Origin of the sequence: Bacteroides gallinarum DSM 18171 = JCM 13658 (assembly GCF_000374365.1) — a bacterium.
Lineage (GTDB): Bacteria > Bacteroidota > Bacteroidia > Bacteroidales > Bacteroidaceae > Bacteroides > Bacteroides gallinarum.
In genome coordinates, this window is sequence record NZ_KB894124.1 from 85,073 (window position 1) to 102,377 (window position 17,305).

General features: G+C 39.1%; 12 protein-coding genes. 9 read left to right on the forward strand and 3 right to left on the reverse strand.

The genetic code is table 11. The features are described from left to right. Nucleotides 1–102: 102 nt before the first annotated feature. The 3 genes from C233_RS0107345 to C233_RS0107355 all read right to left on the reverse strand — a co-directional run bounded on the left by C233_RS0107345 (nt 103) and on the right by C233_RS0107355 (nt 2,638). Nucleotides 103–732 (reverse strand): porin family protein, encoded by a 630-nt coding sequence (locus C233_RS0107345; RefSeq protein WP_018666945.1) that lies wholly within the window; start codon nt 730–732, stop codon nt 103–105. Between the two features lie 59 nt (nt 733–791). Beyond that, nucleotides 792–1,445: a DUF4136 domain-containing protein gene (locus tag C233_RS0107350; RefSeq protein WP_018666946.1), complete on the reverse strand. Its 654-nt coding sequence runs from the start codon at nt 1,443–1,445 to the stop codon at nt 792–794. Between the two features lie 191 nt (nt 1,446–1,636). After that, nucleotides 1,637–2,638: an aldo/keto reductase gene (locus C233_RS0107355; RefSeq protein ID WP_026314781.1), complete on the reverse strand. Its 1,002-nt coding sequence runs from the start codon at nt 2,636–2,638 to the stop codon at nt 1,637–1,639. Between the two features lie 196 nt (nt 2,639–2,834). Between C233_RS0107355 and C233_RS0107360 the strand changes: the two genes are divergently transcribed. The 9 genes from C233_RS0107360 (at nt 2,835) to C233_RS0107400 (ending at nt 17,303) form a co-directional block, all read left to right on the forward strand. Then, nucleotides 2,835–3,722, forward strand: coding sequence for a helix-turn-helix domain-containing protein (locus C233_RS0107360; protein WP_018666948.1), 888 nt, complete (start codon nt 2,835–2,837; stop codon nt 3,720–3,722). 373 nt (nt 3,723–4,095) lie between these two features. Then, nucleotides 4,096–5,388, forward strand: a complete 1,293-nt coding sequence (locus tag C233_RS0107365) for a glycoside hydrolase 5 family protein (RefSeq protein WP_018666949.1) — start codon at nt 4,096–4,098, stop codon at nt 5,386–5,388. A 193-nt stretch (nt 5,389–5,581) separates the two neighbouring features. Next, the gene (locus tag C233_RS0107370) at nt 5,582–8,686 is read left to right on the forward strand and encodes a SusC/RagA family TonB-linked outer membrane protein (RefSeq protein WP_018666950.1); all 3,105 of its coding nucleotides are present in this window, start codon (nt 5,582–5,584) and stop codon (nt 8,684–8,686) included. Nucleotides 8,687–8,697: 11 nt separating this feature from the next. After that, entirely contained in the window at nt 8,698–10,356 is a 1,659-nt protein-coding gene (locus C233_RS0107375; protein WP_018666951.1) for a RagB/SusD family nutrient uptake outer membrane protein, read from the forward strand. 20 nt (nt 10,357–10,376) lie between these two features. Further along, nucleotides 10,377–12,065 carry an IPT/TIG domain-containing protein gene (locus C233_RS0107380; protein ID WP_018666952.1) on the forward strand — a complete coding sequence of 563 codons (1,689 nt, stop codon included), beginning with the start codon at nt 10,377–10,379 and terminating at the stop codon, nt 12,063–12,065. A gap of 58 nt (nt 12,066–12,123) precedes the next feature. Then, nucleotides 12,124–13,569: a calcineurin-like phosphoesterase C-terminal domain-containing protein gene (locus tag C233_RS0107385; protein ID WP_018666953.1), complete on the forward strand. Its 1,446-nt coding sequence runs from the start codon at nt 12,124–12,126 to the stop codon at nt 13,567–13,569. Then, entirely contained in the window at nt 13,569–14,687 is a 1,119-nt protein-coding gene (locus C233_RS0107390; RefSeq protein WP_026314782.1) for a glycoside hydrolase family 26 protein, read from the forward strand. Before C233_RS0107385 ends, C233_RS0107390 begins: the two co-directional genes overlap by 1 nt. Before the next feature lie 35 nt (nt 14,688–14,722). Next, entirely contained in the window at nt 14,723–15,913 is a 1,191-nt protein-coding gene (locus C233_RS0107395) for a glycoside hydrolase family 130 protein (protein ID WP_018666955.1), read from the forward strand. 7 nt (nt 15,914–15,920) lie between these two features. Further along, the gene (locus C233_RS0107400) at nt 15,921–17,303 is read left to right on the forward strand and encodes an MFS transporter (protein WP_018666956.1); all 1,383 of its coding nucleotides are present in this window, start codon (nt 15,921–15,923) and stop codon (nt 17,301–17,303) included. The last annotated feature ends 2 nt before the right edge of the window (nt 17,304–17,305 follow it).

Genomic DNA, 17,305 nt, shown 5'->3' on the forward strand with positions numbered 1-17,305 from the left:
AACCGTGTCCGGATAAAATGGAAAGAGCCGGTACTGCTGTCACAGCAGTACCGGCTCTTTTTCTTTTGAAACAATTAATTTATTAAGCTTTAGGTGTGTATGTCAAAATGCAATACCGATACGTAAACCTAAGTTATTCATTCCGTCTACGCTATAAGTAAAGAGGTCGCCTTTGTTTGTTCCGTAGCTATAATAAGCTGCAAAGTGCAAGCCCGGCCCATAAGCCCAGGGGTAAACGTTGAAACCGATTTCCGGAGACAGGTAGAAACCCCATGTGTCTTTGTTGGCTTCGAAGGAGTTGAAAGTTGACTTCAGTTGTGCATATTGCGTACCGAGCTTTATACCTGCATACGGTTGGAATACACCGCCGCGGTTCCACGCATAGCGTGTGGCAAGGCCGAAAGGCAACTGGAATACGGTATGCTGCTGGTCGGTGTTCAAACTGCCGCTCTCGCCGACCGGTAAGGTTTGGCGACCGAAATATTCATGGTTGCTATGATAGGCAAGGAAGCCTCCTATAGCGAAGTTGGAGGTCAGGAAGTAACCTCCTTCAAAGTTCATTCCCCAGCCGCTGGCTTTGTCGGCAAAATGGTTGTTTATGGGGAAGTTGAATTGCCAATCGATATTGGCGTAACCGTTATCGGTCATCTGTGCCTTTGCCGGCATGGCAAAGACCAGAGCGAGGGCAGTGATTGCAAGCACCCTCGAGGATATGTATTTTAATGTTTTCATACTTGTTCTTTTTATAAATTCAACAATAGCTTTCTATCGGATAGAAAAAACTGACTATTTTATCTGGGCTGGGCGCTCATCCTGTTGAGGTAGGTAGATTGTGTAAAGGCTTGGTTCACACCTTCTACTGCCATTTTGGTATTGAAGGAAGTAGAGCCGCTCAGCAGTCCGCTCATGTAGCTGGTCCACAGAACAGGAAGTTTTTCACTTTGACCTTGAGGCGCGTCGAGGTTCAGCAATTCGGTGATGAAGGAACCGGTGCTATAAGCATAGTTTACAGCGTATGGGTAATACCAGCCTCCCCAGTTGCCCCAGTAGGGAGCATCCCAATAACCCGGGTAGTTCCACCACCATTCGGGGCGTCCGTAGTCTGTAAAGTAGTAGGTGCTCTTTACGTAGCTGACCTGCAAGCCGAGGTCGGCTTCTTCACGGTCGTCTACACGTACATATCCGCGGTTAGCCATATTGGTAATGTATGCACCGAGGATTTCCTGGGCGCTTTCGTCCTTCCAATATTCGGCATCTTTACTGTTGCCGATAACGAGGATGCTGTCCGGCAAGTAGTAAGTTTCGAAAGCCTTGAAGTCTGCTTTCGTGTCATAATTGGTATAAACCAGATACTTGTTGTCCAGTTTATCCATGTCGGGGTCTTTCTCGCAAGCCGCAAATGCTACTGCGAAGACCGCTAATAATAGGGGAATAAATTTCTTCATACTTCTATAATGTTTAGGTTTAATATAAATTCCTGCCCTATGGTACCTTAGGCTTTTGGAGAAAGAACAAGCTAAAAAATAAAAGGTTCAAAAACGGGTATGTTAAATGTAGGGCGGGGGTAAAAAACGATAGGGTGATGAGTGTATGGTAGATACATCATTGCCCCTATCCGTTCTGGGTTTACCGGGAATTATTTTATAATCTGGCAGATACTATCTAATTCGTCTGCATCGAAAGTCGTGTTCTCTATCGCCTTCAGGTTATCCGCCAATTGTCCGACAGAGCTCGAGCCGATAATGACCGAGGTTACGGAATCGTCTTTCAGTATCCATGCAAGTGCCATTTCGGCAAGAGTCTGGCCGCGACGGATAGCGAGATGATTCAGGGCTTCGATTTTTTTTACGACTTCATCTGTCAGGGCTTCTTTTTTGAGGAATCCTCCTTTGGCGATGCGGGAATCTTCGGGGATTCCGTTAAGGTAACGGTTGGTAAGTAATCCTTGTGCCAAGGGGGAGAAAGCGATGAATCCCGTACCGTTTTCTTTAGCTTGCTGCAAGATTCCTTCTTCTTCCGGTTCACGGTTGAACAGGTTGTATTTGCCTTGATAGAGTAGGCAGTGCACATCTCGTTCCTCCAGGTATTTATAGGCAAATTCAGCTTTGTCTTTGGGGTATTTGGAGATACCGATATACAGTGCTTTTCCTTGCCGTACGATATCGACCAATGCTTGAAGCGTTTCTTCAAGCGGAGTGTCGGGGTCGTAGCGGTGGGTATAGAATATATCTACATACTCCAAGTTCATCCGTTTCAAGCTTTGGTTAAGGCTACTTACCAGGTATTTTCTGGAGCCCCAGTCTCCGTAAGGACCTGGCCACATTTCATGCCCTGCTTTCGTTGAAATGAATAATTCGTCCCGGTAGGGCATCAATGATTTTTTCATAATCATACCGAATGTTTCTTCAGCCGAACCACAGGAAGGCCCGTAATTATTGGCGAGGTCAAAGTGGGTGATGCCGTGGTCGAACGCATAATGTGCCATTGTCTGGGAGTTGGCAAATGTGTTGACATCACCGAAATTGTGCCATAGTCCTAAGGATATTTCAGGTAGCAGGATACCGCTCTTTCCGCAACGGCGGTATTTCATGCCATTGCTGTATCTGTCAGGGGTCGGGGAATAAATGGGATTCGTCATTGCTGTTAGTTTTAGTTGAATTTCATATATAAGGTATTATAACTATTAGAACAAAAATAAGAATTTTCTTTGAAATGGTCTATCCCTTTTGGTAATAATGGGTTGGTGTTCTTGATAGTTAAAAAAGCCCTTATTGATATTAGAATAAAAATAATAGTTATATTTGTGGTGTGTGATACTTTTTTAACTAATCGAAATGGAAAACTCAAACTACATTATGAGGGAGATAACTCCTTTGTCTGAGCGGGATTGCTTTTATATTGCGGACCGTCATAAGACGGAATTTACTTATCCCATTCATTGCCATGCCGAATATGAGCTGAATTTTACGGAACATGCTTCCGGAGTACGTCGGGTTGTCGGTGATTCTTCAGAAATTATCGGTGATTATGATTTGGTATTGATTACAGGTAAGGAGCTGGAACATGTATGGGAGCAGCACGAGTGTACTTCGAAAGATATTCGGGAAATTACAATTCAGTTCTCTTCGGACCTTTTCTTTAAGGATTTTATCAATAAGAATCAATTTGACAGTATTCGCCGGATGTTGGAAAAGGCACAGTGCGGCATTAGCTTTCCGATGCAAGCTATTATGAAAGTTTATAATTGGCTGGATAAGCTGGCTTCCGAGGAACAGGGATTCTATGCGGTAATGGACTTTCTTCGAATACTTTACGAGCTATCTCTGTATGATGATGCAAAGGTGCTTTCCAGTTCGTCATTTGCGAAGATTGATAATTTCTCGGATAGCCGTCGTGTACAAAAAGTTCAGAAGTATATTGCAGACCATTACCAGAACGATATTCGTTTAGCGGATATGGCAGATATGGTAGGGATGACTCCCGTTTCTTTTAGTCGTTTTTTTCATTTACGTACAGGCAAAACCCTCTCCGATTATATTATTGATATTCGTTTAGGATTTGCTACACGGCTATTAGTTGATTCGAGCCAGACAATCGCTGAAATTTGTTATGACTGCGGTTTTAATAATTTATCTAATTTCAACCGGATATTTAAACGCAAGAAGGGGTGTTCTCCGAAAGAGTTCCGTGAACACTATCGAAAGAAGAAGATAGTTATATAATAGATTAATTCCAACAAAAGGCTGGTAATGAACCTCTACTTTCAAACTTTTTTTGAGTGAGGTTGCTTTGTTCTTATATTGAGGATATTTCAGTCGTATACTTAGGGTATTTCAGTCGTATATTGAGATACCCTCCCTCCTCTCCCATTGTAGAAAGTATCCTAAGGGGGGTAAATTTGAAGTTTTATTTGTTTTGATAGGCAAAGATATCTTGAGTAAAGAATGATTGTAATTAGGTATTAAATACCTTCTGGGCGTTCAATGTTATTGAACTTATCTTGAATTAGTTCTCTCAATATTAGTATATGATAAGATAGTATCATTATATCCTTTTTAAATGCACTAATTTTGTGATGGCATTAAAATTGATATTATGAGGAACTTCTATTTATTCGCTCTGTTGTTTTTATTAGGGGCTTGTACTTCGAAACCGGTAAAACAATCTTTTATAAAGGTTGACACTAATGGTCAGTTTATACGTAATGGGAAGCCATATTATTTTGTAGGTACAAATTTTTGGTATGGAGCTATTCTTGCTTCAGAAGGAGAAGGGGGCAACCGCGAGCGTCTTCATAAAGAACTGGATTTTATGAAAAGTATTGGAATCGATAACGTACGTGTTTTAGTGGGGGTTGATGGTAAGAATCCAATAGAAACTCGTGTATTACCTGCTTTGCAAGAAGAGCCTGGTATTTATAATGATACAATTTTAGCGGGATTGGATTACCTGATGAATGAATTACGCAGACGTGATATGACTGCTGTACTTTTTCTGAATAATTCATGGGACTGGAGCGGTGGATATTCCGTTTATTTGCAATGGGCAGGATATGGAAGACCGCCAATACCCGAAATAGACGGTTGGCCTGCATACATGAAGTATGTGAGACAGTTTATGCAGTCAGATAGTGCCAAAACCTTGTTTAGTAAACATGTTGATTTTATTGTGAAGAGGACGAATCGTTATAGTCAATTGAGATATATAGATGATCCTACAATTATGGCATGGCAAATAGGAAATGAGCCCCGGGCTTTCTCGAAGGAGAATAAAAATTCTTTTGCGTGCTGGATGTCCGATGTTGCTGCACAAATTAAGTCTTTGGACCCTAACCATATGGTGTCTTCGGGTAGTGAGGGGTTACAAGGATGTGAGGGGGATATTACTTTGTTTGAAAAGATTCATACGAATCCTAATATCGATTATTTGAGTATCCATGTTTGGCCTTATAATTGGGGGTGGGTGAAAGCTGATAGTTTGAAAGAACTTTTACCAGAAGCTAAAAATAAGACTAAAGAATATATTGATAAACATATAGTAGTAGCAAAAAAATGTGGTAAACCTATCGTTTTAGAGGAATTTGGATATCCTCGTGATAACTTCAGTTTTATTAAAGATACACCAACTGCTTTGCGTGATGAGTATTATCGTTATGTGTTTGACTTGGTTTGTAAGGCAAAAGATAGTAATAGTCTTTTAGCAGGATGTAATTTTTGGGCATGGGGAGGTTTTGCTAATCATACTTTGGGACATGTATTTTGGGAGAAAGGAGATGATTATATGGGAGATCCTGTACAAGAAGAACAGGGATTAAACTCTGTTTTCGTCTCGGATAATACCATGGAAATTATAAATAGGGCTAATGAGCAGTTGAAGCACACTCAATGACGTTGAATATCACTATATTTGGTACTTTGTTCTTTTTGATTAGTTACTAAATAGAAATTCTCTCTTGCTTTTAATTAATATAATTCACTTGTATTATCATCAGATAAAATAGTATCATTATCTGTTATTCTTAACTTTTACTTTTGCATCCAGAAGAACATTATAAATTATTAATCATCTAATAAATCACAGTATGAATTTGAATTTTAAAAAAAGCGTGTTGTTTACGCTTGGCTTTTTGTCTATTAGCCCATTTACGGCACGAATGTATGCTGCTCCTGTGATTGCTATGGAAATAACACAGCAAACTGAAAAAATTTCAGGCCAGATAATAGGTGTATCTGGAGAACCAATTATTGGAGCTAATGTCGTAGAAAAGGGTACTGCAAATGGTGTCATTACAGATGTAAATGGAAATTTTACATTGACGACACAAAAAAATGCGGTACTTATAGTTTCTTATATTGGCTATATTTCTCGACAAATAGAAACGAGGGGTAAAACTGATTTTAAGATAATCTTGAAAGAAGATACTGAAATGCTGGAGGAAGTTGTTGTTGTAGGCTATGGTTCGATGAGAAAAAGTGATTTAACGGGTTCCGTATCTCGGATATATTCTGAAGATATGAAGTTGCTTTCCACTTCTGATGTGACTTTAGCAATGCAAGGACGAGTACCGGGAGTATCTATTACTGCAAATTCAGGTGAGCCTGGAGCTGGTACAAAAATAAGAATTCGTGGTGTGGGTACAATTAATAATTCCGATCCTCTTTATATTGTCGATGGTTTCCCTGTGGATAATATATCCCATCTTTCTGCTAATGATATTGAGAGCATTGAAGTTTTGAAAGATGCATCGGCTACTGCTATTTATGGTTCAAGGGGAGCTAATGGTGTTATTATGGTACAAACGAAATCTGGTGCACAAGAACGTCCTGTAACTGTAAGTGCCAATGCTTATGTTAGTTTTTCTGAAGTTGCAAATCGTATAGATATGGTGAATGCAACGGAGTATGCTTTATTAAAAACAGAATCTTATACAAATGCAGGACGTACGTTGGATACGGATATGGATGCTATTTTTTCTGAAGTACTGAAGCAAAAGGCAGTTGGCACTGATTGGCAAGATGAGGTTTTCCGAACTGGTATAGCTCAAAATTATAATGTAAATGTTTCTGGTGGTGGAAAGAAGAATTCTTATGATATAGGTATTACCTGGTCTAGAGAAGAAGGCACTGTAAAAAATACTCAAATGGATAAGTTGCTGATTCATGCAAACAATGAGTATAAATTCAATGAACATATTCGTGTAGGTATAGATTTGTTTTACCATAATTATTCGAAAAATGGGAATAGTAACGATTTTTATTCTGGTTCTCTAACCTCTGCTTTAAAAACAGACCCTATATCTGCTGCATGGGATAAGGATAAGGATTTTTTTGGTGAAGTTTATTTTACGTATGGTACTAATCCCGCTTTTTCTGCTTATAAAAATCAATATAAAGAAAATTCTTCACATAGCTTTTTGCTAAATTCATTCTTACAGATTGATGATATAGGGTTGAAGGGCTTGTCTTTCCGAGCTCAATTTGGGTCACGTCTTGCTTTTGCTAAGGATAGAAATTATTCTCCTGAATATTATATTACTGCTAACCAAAAAAGTGATCAAAGTTCTTTATATGAAAAAAGGGCTGAGACTTTAGACTGGTCAACGACAGAGTATTTTAGTTATCAGAACAAGTTTGGTGTACATGCTTTGAACTTGACATTAGGTTTTGAGGCGCAAAAATTTCGTAGTGAAGACATGGCTATTACCGTATATGATGTTCCTGAAGATTATAATATGAGATATATTAGTGCTGCGGGAGATAAAACAGCTTTTCAAGCTTCTGGAGCTGCTAACCATTCTGCACTAGTTTCTTATTTCTTCAGGGGAAACTATAATTATGATGACCGTTATTTATTTACCGCAACTGTGAGAGCGGATGGTACTTCACGCTTTTTAGACCGATGGGGCTATTTTCCTTCATTTTCTATGGGGTGGAATATTTATCGAGAGAGGTTTTTTAAAGAAAATAGTATAGCAAATATTTTCTCCCAATTAAAGTTGAGAGCTGGTTGGGGACAAGTTGGCAATCAGGGAAGTGCTGGATACCATGATTATGTGGCATTAATGAATAATGGATATACAGCTGTAATTGGTGGTACTGCTGTTGATGGTGCTATTCAAGAAACTGTTGCAAACAAAGAACTGTCTTGGGAAACAGCAGAACAATATAATATCGGTTTGGACTTTGGACTTTTAGAGAATCGTTTTTCTGGTAGTGTTGATTATTTCATTAGAAAAACAAATGATATGATACTAGCTACTCCGATTCCTATGTATGTAGGTATGTGGAAACCGAGAACGAATGTAGGTTCTCTACAAAATAAAGGAGTGGAATTTAATTTAAATTATGGTGATACTTATAAGGGCTTGCAGTACAATGTCGGGTTTAATATGGCATTTATCAAAAATGAGGTTACTAATATTGGCGGGGGTGATCCTATCTATGGAGGCAGTATCAGTAAGGTAGGTGAAGTGACTCGTACTGAAGTCGGTAAAGAGATTGCCTATTTTTATGGATTAAAAACAGATGGCGTATTCCATACAGAAGAAGAATTAAACGCTTATGTGGATAAAGATGGTAAGAAAATACAACCTAATGCTGGATTGGGGGATGTGAAGTTTATTGATTTGAACGGAGATGGAACAATTGATGGAGATGATCGTGTTTATTTGGGAAGTGCAATGCCTGATTTTACTTATGGGTTTTCTGGAAATCTGGCTTATAAAGGTTTTGACTTGAATCTTTTTCTGCAGGGAAGTTATGGAGGTGAGATAGTGAATGGTATGTATAATACTTTGCATAGTACTGATATGTTGGAATATAGTGTATGTAGAGATATGTTGAATCGTTGGACCGTTGATAATCCTTATTCAAATACTCCTCGGCTACATGCTTCAGACCCTAATAAAAATACACAGTTCTCTGATTTATATGTTGAAAATGGGTCTTACTTGAGAATTAAAAATATACAGTTAGGATACACACTTCCAAGTACTTTGACTCAAAAGTGGCATATTGATAATTTACGTGTTTACGTATCTGCAGATAATGTTTATACATTTACAAAATATAGTGGTTTTGATCCCGAAATAGGTGATTTGAATGGCTCTCCTTTGGGTGCTGGAGTGGATTTGGCAACTTATCCTGTACCTCGTGTCTTTTCTGTAGGATTTAACCTTCAATTTTAAAACATAAAAAGATGAAAAATATATTATTGATTTTAGCTTGTTCTCTATTCTTTTATTCTTGTGAAGACTTTTTGAATTTGAAACCTCAAGGCATGGAGAATAGTGATAATTATATGAATACGGAAGATAATGCGATTCGTGTAGTAAATGGTATGTATGACTTGTTGGGGCAATCCGAAGGAAAGGCGCCTGATGATCGTTGGTTGGACCACCATTATGAATTCTTTTTAGGTAGTATGGTTACAGATGATTCGGAGAAAGGGAGTAAACCGTCTGATGGTGGTGGACTGATTGAATTGTTAAATTGGTCTATTAATCCTAGTACGACTCTATGTAATGCATTTTGGATTCATGGTTATTGGGGAATATCTAGAGCCAACTATGTGTTGACTAATTTACCAAATTCTCCTATAGATGATATAATAAAGGATAGATTAATGGGAGAGACATATTTTATGCGTGGGTATTGGTATTTTTATTTATTGAAACATTTTGGTGGTGTACCACTTTTAGAGGAACCTGTGCTGCCTTCTCAATACGGTAAAATTAGTAGGGCAACTTTACATGAAACTTTTGTACAAATAGAAAAAGATTTATCTGAGGCAATAAAGTTACTGCCAGAACGTAGTGAATATGCTGCTACCGATATGGGACGTGCAACGAAAGGAGCGGCACGCGGATATATGGCACGTGTTTTATCATATCAATTGGGAATTGATTCGGAATGTGATAAAACATGGCAAGATGTTTATGACCAAACATCAGCTATTATAACATCAGGAGAATATAAGCTGGTTTCTAATTTTGCAACTTTATTTGAGGAAGAGAATAAAAATACAGAAGAGTCTATTTTTGAAATTCAGTGCTTGGAAGGTACTGCATATGATGCTCCAGCATCATTAGGCACAGCTTACTATTATTTTCAAGCGAATCGTGTTGAAAATAAAGGAGCAAACAGTGGCTATGGTTTTAATAATCCTACGGAAAATTTAGTTCAAGCATTCGACCCAACAGATCCTAGATTATCATGTACTGTTTATGGTATAGGGTACAATTCTGGTATTTTATATGGAGCAAAGTTAAAATATGATCGTACTCAACAAAGTACGAATTATTTTAACCGGAAAGCAGCTTTAGCGGAAAAGCCCAATATTTCAAAGTCTAGTAATCGAAATGTTTTGTTAATGCGTTATGCTGAAATTTATTTAATGCATGCAGAAGCTTGCTTTTACCTAAATAAAGAGGAAGAAGCTCGCGAATATGTAAATTATATTAGAGCACGTGCTCGTCAAAGCACATTATGTCGTGGTTTTAACGAAGGGGATCCAACAGGTTATCCTTCTCTAGTTAATGTTCCTAATATACCAGATGTTACTTCTACCGGAGAAGAATTGTTACATGCAATTTGGCATGAGAGAAGATTGGAGTTGGCAATGGAAAACTTGAGAGGATGGGACTTAATACGTACAGGTAGATTTTTGGATGTAACGAGTAAGGTAAAAGATACAGACCGATTGAATAATACAGGTGATGACGAACCGCGTTATCCTAATTATAGAGAAAACTGCTTGCGACACTGTATTCAAGGTAAAGATGGAATTTATATTCCAGTGTTACCTATACCCGTGTCAGAGGTTCAAAGTTGGGGATTGGAACAGAATCCATATTAATAAAAATAAAAGAGATAATTATGAAATATAATCGAATTATAATAAATACATTATTATCCATTTGTTTTTTAGCAGGATGTGATGATAAGGAGTTCGGTGAGAACTATGATTTGAATTTACCAGTATCAATAATTACAGATATAAAACCTATAACTGAATACATTGATGGAGAAGTAATTTTGACAGGAGAAAATTTGGATGATGTCACGTCTGTATTTTTAGGAAATATTTCTTGCGAAATATTAGAAGTTTTGGAAAATAGTTTAAAGATAAAAATTGATCGTTCTGCAGAAAGAAATAAAATATCTATAGTAAATAAATTTAAAAAAGAATTTGAGTCATCTCAATATTTTACTCCACTTTATTATGATGTGGAAATAACTTCATGGCCTTCCAAATTAGAAAAAGGCAAGACATTCTCTATTCAGGGTAAGAATGTAGATTTGATTACTAGAGTTCAAATTAATGATACAGATGTAGAGCGTGTAGGGAATGCTACTCCACAAAAAGTAACATATTCTTTAAAAGACATTTCATTAGATGCTACGGCTGTCATTACAATAAAAACCCATACTAATCAGGTTTTGGTATCTAATAGTATTGAAGTAGTGGAACCCAGTGATGTTTTTATTCCTTCTTCTTCTATTTGGCTTTGTGATTTTGATAATATTATTCCAACAATTGTTGAGGGTAATCCTTCAGGTGATGGAGCTACCTATGAGGCTGGAATGAATTTGAGTGGAATAACTGGAACATTTGGCAGTTATTATACAGTAAAAGCTCCTTTAGGCAATGCTTGGAATGGGGTTTATCAAGAATTAATATGTAATAATGAAGGCAGGGGATTTGACTTGAGTGGTTTTACTAAGCCTCATATTACTTTCTTGGTAAATACTAATGGTAAGCAAGGTTATTTTAATCCTAAATTGACTGTTAATGGAGAAGGTAGTGATAAGCATTTTACAGGACAAAGTGGTGAATATAGTGATGATTACAAGTTCACGACTAATGGCTGGGAATGGAGATCGTATGATCTTGCTGCAATGGGATTTGATGTGAGCGGAATAGTAGAATCAATAGATTTACTGATACGAGGAGCAAATGTCGGGAATAATAATTCTGAAGCTTTTGAGGTGAATATAGACCAAGTTATGATAACAGACGGTCCATTACTACCAACTGTACTTTGGGATTTTAGTACTAAACCTACTATTGTTGATGGAAGCGGAACTTTAAATAACGGAACTGGCGTAGCGACTGCTGGAGAAGGGAATAGTTATCTTACTATAAAGTCGGCTAATGTTGAAAAGTGGGCCAGTCTGGGTAAAATAACAAAGGAAAATATTAGCGCAGAAAAATATGCGAATTCTTTTTATATAAACTTTCTAGTGAATACAGGTGTAGATGGTGCAGAAGGATATGCACAATTGATTTTTTTGCAAAACAATAGTGAATTAGGTAAGCATTTTAAAGGTGAAAATGTATATGGTGATGATTATAAATTTGCCTCTACACATGGAAGTTGGGAGTGGCGCTCTTATCAAATTGATCCTAAAGCTATGGAATTATGGAGTGGTGAGGCTACAGAACTTGATTTGATGTCACCTTTCGATTTAACAGTAGAGTTCAAAACCGGAAATGTTCAAGGAAAATATGAACTCAATATAGATTATGTTGTATTAACGGCCACACCGCTTGATAATAAATAATTGTTGTAAGGTGGGGAGAATTCCCCACCTTATGATTGACCTTTAATAATATTATAATATGAAGTTGATTGGTATAATAATTGCATTATTGTGGATAACTACGGCTGCTCATGCAGAAAAAGTAGAAGGCTATGTGTTTGTTGATACAAATAATAATGGAAAGTTAGATAATGGTGAGGCTGGAATTCCAGGGGTGTGGATTTCTAACCAACGTGATTTTGTTCAATCAGATAACAATGGATTTTATGAAATAGAGAAACTCGAAAATAAATTGGTTTATGTCGTTAAACCTGCTACTTATAGTGTGAAAGATTATTATTGCCCTATAAATGAAACAGTAAAGAACTTTGCTCTTATCCCAAAACAGAAGAAAGATACTTTTGAAATTTTGGTGGTTGGAGATCCGCAAATGAGAATAGAACAGACTTTATATGCATTTCAGGAAGATATTGTAACGGAGATGTTAAACTATAACCCTGAGTTCTCAATAATTTTGGGTGATATTGCTGATAATGACTTAACTATGTATGCAGCTGCAAAGAATATTGTTAATACACTGCCATATGCTGTATTCCCGGTTTTGGGAAATCATGACGTAAATTATAGAGTTGCTTCAGCAGATCAAGAGGCAGATGTCTTTCAGCAGTGGTGGGGACCTGATTATTACACCTTTAATGAAGGTGATGTACATTTTGTTGTACTTAATAATATATTGTATAAAGGATGGGATATGAATAATAATAGGCAAGGAGATTATTTTGGTGGTATTTCCGATATACAATATGAATGGTTGAAAAAAGACCTCAGTTTACTTCAAAAAGAACAATTGGTAGTATTATGTATGCATATTCCATTATTAGAACGTTATACTTATCCCGCGGAAATACGACGTATATTTTCTTTGTTGGAGCAACATAATCATATATTAGCTCTGTCCGGTCATTTGCATACAATAGAAAACTATTTTTTTGATGCTAAAACAGAATGGAAATATCCTCAGACTTTTCAGAATATAACAGTAGGAGCAGCTTGTGGTGGCTGGTGGTGTGGCCCGATGGATGAGCGTGGCTTACCTGTTTCTACATGTACGGATGGCTCTCCGAATGGTTATTTTAAGTTTTCTTTTATAGGTAATAAATATTCTTATGATTTTATTCCTGCCAATCATCGTGTTGACTTTCAGATGAGAATAGTATATGATGAAAATAAAGAATTACTATATACCAATGTTTTCTCCGCAACTGCTAGTGCCATAGTTAAAGTTATATTGGAGGATGGACGTGAATTGATGATGGAGAATGTGAAAGAACGTGATCCTTTTATCTTATCAACATATAAGCAAAGATATAATTATGATAATTGGCAGCCCAAGGTTGAGGAAACACGGCACTTGTGGAAGTTGTCTTTACCGGATTTAGGTAGTGGGGTACATCGTCTAACTGTAGTTGCTACAGACGTTGACGGCAAACAATATGTTGGGTATAAATTGATAAAAATAGAGTGATGAGAGTTTATATTATTGAGTTATGTATAATATTGATATGCATGTCATGTTCGCATAAACAGCAACTTTCCGAGGCATGTACGGTTGATGATAAATTGGTTATTTCAGGAAAACATATGTATGAGCATTTGCAGGCAATGTCAGGAAAGGCAACTATGTTTGGTCATCAAGATGCTGGCGTCTATGGGCATGGCTGGATGTATATTACTGGTAAATCTGATATAAAGGATGTTTGTGGTGCTGCTCCGGCTGTTTATGGTTGGGAGTTAGGACATCTTGAATTAGGAGATTCTGTTAGTTTGGATTCTATCTCTTTTAATAAGATTAGAGAAGGTATTCAATATGTATATTCAAAGGGAGGAATTAATACGATAAGTTGGCATTTACGTAATCCATGGAATAACGAAAGTGCTTGGAACAAGACTGTGGGAACTGTGCATGCAATTTTGAACGATGATGAAGTTGGCGTTAAGTATAGAAACTGGTTGGATGAACTTGCTGATTTTATGTTGAGCTTGAGAAATAGTAATAATGAATTAATTCCGGTATTGTTCCGACCTTTCCATGAACATACCGGTAGTTGGTTTTGGTGGGGACATGATAATTGTACGGCAGAAGATTATAAATCCTTGTGGAGATATACTGTTTCTTATTTAAGAGACGAAAAACAAGTACATAACTTATTATATATTTACTCCCCTGATAGGGTTAATTCTTTAGAAGAGTATTTAGATAGATATCCAGGGGATGAATGGGTAGATATCTGGGGACTTGATTTATATCATCGTGATGGAAGTGAAAAAGCCGATGAATACATCGAAGTTGTTGAAAATGCATTGGAATTTATGAAAGCAGAGTGTGAGATTAGACATAAACCTTTTGTCTTTAGCGAAACAGGGTTATGCGAATTAACAATGGATGATTGGTTTACTAATGTGCTTTATAAAGCTATAAAGTCAACACATCCTGCGTATGTATTGGTATGGCGGAATGCTTATGATATGCCAAAACATTACTACGCTCCTTATCCAGGCCATCCTGCTTGTCCAAATTTTGTGGAATTTAAAGAATTTTCTGATATACTGTTTTTGGATGAACTTATTAATATTTATCAGTGAATTATTGTTTAAGTTAAGATAATAAAGACGTTTTTATGAATCAGTTTCAATCTAAATTGGAAAAATTGCTGGTAGATGCGGAGGAGTTGATAACCAGAACCAATATCCCCCAAGAGACAGGCAACAACATCTTCACCCGTTACAAATACCCCGTAATAACGGCTGCTCATACCCCTATATTCTGGCGGTACGATTTGAATGAAAAGACCAATCCCCATTTAATGGAACGCATCGGCATAAATTCCACAATGAATTCGGGAGCTATAAAGTGGCAGGGGAAATACTTGCTGGCAGTCCGTGTGGAAGGCGCCGACCGTAAATCATTCTTTGCTATAGCCGAAAGCCCGAACGGTATCGACAATTTCCGCTTTTGGGACTATCCGATAACGATGCCCGAAGACATTGTGCCGGCAACCAATATCTACGATATGCGCCTCACAGCCCATGAAGACGGTTGGATATATGGTATTTTCTGTGCCGAGCGCCATGACGACACAGCTCCTGCGGGCGATTTATCCTCGGCTACAGCTACGGCAGCCATTGCCCGTACCAAAGACTTAAAGACTTGGGAACGCCTGCCGGATTTGAAAACCAAGAGCCAACAGCGCAATGTCGTGCTACATCCCGAATTCGTGGACGGCAAATATGCCCTTTATACACGTCCGCAGGACGGCTTTATCGATACCGGAAGCGGTGGAGGCATTGGCTGGGCATTGGTAGACGATATAACACATGCAGAAGTAAAAGAGGAAAAAATCATCGACCAGCGCTATTACCACACTATCAAGGAAGTGAAAAACGGCGAAGGGCCGCATCCAATCAAGACCCCTGAAGGGTGGCTGCACCTGGCACATGGCGTACGCGCCTGCGCTGCCGGATTGCGCTACGTACTCTATATGTATATGACCGCCCTCGACGACCCTACCAGGCTCATAGCCGCCCCCGGAGGTTACTTCATGGCGCCCGAAGCCGAAGAACGCATCGGCGATGTGAGTAACGTACTCTTCTCCAACGGCTGGATTGCCGACGACGACGGAACGGTATTCATCTATTACGCTTCTTCTGATACCCGGATGCATGTAGCCACTTCTACCATTGACAAACTGGTGGATTATTGCATGAACACCCCTGCCGACGGCTTGAGCTCTTCCGCTTCGGTGGACACATTGAAGAGACAGATAGACAAGAACCTGGAACTGCTGAAACGGAATCCCGTTTTAAAATAGACATAGTATGATAAAACTTACAGAGAAAATAGGCTACGGTTTGGGCGACATGGCATCATCCATGTTCTGGAAACTGTTCGGCGCCTATCTGATGATATTCTATACGGATGTGTTCGGCTTGCCGGCTGCCGCGGTAGGAACCATGTTCCTGATAACGAGGATATGGGACTCCGCCTTCGACCCGGTTGTGGGAGTAGTTGCCGACCGCACGCACTCCCGCTGGGGCAAGTTCCGTCCCTATCTTTTGTGGCTTGCCGTTCCGTTCGGTATCATCGGCATTCTGACCTTTGTCACCCCGGACTGGAGCCCGGGCGGTAAACTGGTTTATGCCTATGTCACCTATTCGTCGATGATGATGATATATTCTGCTATCAACGTACCTTACGCTTCCCTATTAGGCGTGATGAGCCCTAACCCTAAAGAACGCAACACACTCTCTACATACAGAATGACCTTTGCCTACATCGGCAGCTTCATAGCCCTGCTGCTGTTTATGCCGTTAGTGAACTTTTTTAGCGGCAACAGTAAGGAGCTGGGCGACCAGCAAACCGGGTGGACTATGGCAGTCGCCGTTATAGCCATACTGTGCATCGTCTTGTTCTTCGGCTGCTTTGCCTGGACCAAAGAGCGGGTAAAGCCAATCAGGGAAACACAGAACCCGTTGAAAGAAGACCTGAAAGATTTGCTGGGCAACAAACCCTGGTGGATTCTGTTGGGTGCAGGTGTGGCGGCTTTGGTCTTCAACTCCATTCGCGACGGCGCTACCGTTTATTACTTTAAGTACTTTGTGGTAGAAGAAGACTACGCCGCCGTTTCCTTCTTCGGCATGCCGTTCGTGCTGAGCGGGTTCTACCTCGCTTTGGGGCAGGCAGCCAATATAATAGGAGTGATAGCCGCCGCTCCGGTCAGCAACCGCATCGGGAAGCGTAATACCTATATGTGGGCAATGATTATCGCTACGGTACTTAGCATCATCTTCTATTGGTTCGATAAGGCAGACCTGGTGTGGATGTTCGTATTCCAGGTACTGATTAGTATCTGTGCAGGCAGTATCTTCCCGCTGCTTTGGTCTATGTATGCCGATTGCGCCGACTATTCGGAACTCAGAACCGGCAACCGTGCCACGGGACTGATATTTTCCTCCTCCTCCATGAGCCAGAAGTTCGGCTGGGCTATCGGGACTGCCGTAACCGGCTGGTTGCTCGGCTTCTTCGGTTTCCGGGCAAACATGGTACAGAGCGAAGAAGCAATCAGTGGCATCAAGATGTTCCTGAGCTTCCTGCCGGCGGCAGGTACGATACTCAGTGTAATCTTCATCAGTATGTATCCGCTTACCGAAAAGAAAATGAAAGATATAACAGCCCGATTGGAACACAAAAGACAACTGTAAGA

What these genes read in the sequence shown, in the direction of transcription:
- C233_RS0107375 (WP_018666951.1), top strand. Translation starts at nt 8,698, where the DNA reads ATGAAAAATATATTATTGATTTTAGCTTGTTCTCTATTCTTTTATTCT.
- C233_RS0107345 (WP_018666945.1), bottom strand. Translation starts at nt 732, where the DNA reads ATGAAAACATTAAAATACATATCCTCGAGGGTGCTTGCAATCACTGCC.
- C233_RS0107365 (WP_018666949.1), top strand. Translation starts at nt 4,096, where the DNA reads ATGAGGAACTTCTATTTATTCGCTCTGTTGTTTTTATTAGGGGCTTGT.
- C233_RS0107400 (WP_018666956.1), top strand. Translation starts at nt 15,921, where the DNA reads ATGATAAAACTTACAGAGAAAATAGGCTACGGTTTGGGCGACATGGCA.
- C233_RS0107355 (WP_026314781.1), bottom strand. Translation starts at nt 2,638, where the DNA reads ATGACGAATCCCATTTATTCCCCGACCCCTGACAGATACAGCAATGGC.
- C233_RS0107395 (WP_018666955.1), top strand. Translation starts at nt 14,723, where the DNA reads ATGAATCAGTTTCAATCTAAATTGGAAAAATTGCTGGTAGATGCGGAG.
- C233_RS0107360 (WP_018666948.1), top strand. Translation starts at nt 2,835, where the DNA reads ATGGAAAACTCAAACTACATTATGAGGGAGATAACTCCTTTGTCTGAG.
- C233_RS0107385 (WP_018666953.1), top strand. Translation starts at nt 12,124, where the DNA reads ATGAAGTTGATTGGTATAATAATTGCATTATTGTGGATAACTACGGCT.
- C233_RS0107370 (WP_018666950.1), top strand. Translation starts at nt 5,582, where the DNA reads ATGAATTTGAATTTTAAAAAAAGCGTGTTGTTTACGCTTGGCTTTTTG.
- C233_RS0107350 (WP_018666946.1), bottom strand. Translation starts at nt 1,445, where the DNA reads ATGAAGAAATTTATTCCCCTATTATTAGCGGTCTTCGCAGTAGCATTT.
- C233_RS0107390 (WP_026314782.1), top strand. Translation starts at nt 13,569, where the DNA reads ATGAGAGTTTATATTATTGAGTTATGTATAATATTGATATGCATGTCA.
- C233_RS0107380 (WP_018666952.1), top strand. Translation starts at nt 10,377, where the DNA reads ATGAAATATAATCGAATTATAATAAATACATTATTATCCATTTGTTTT.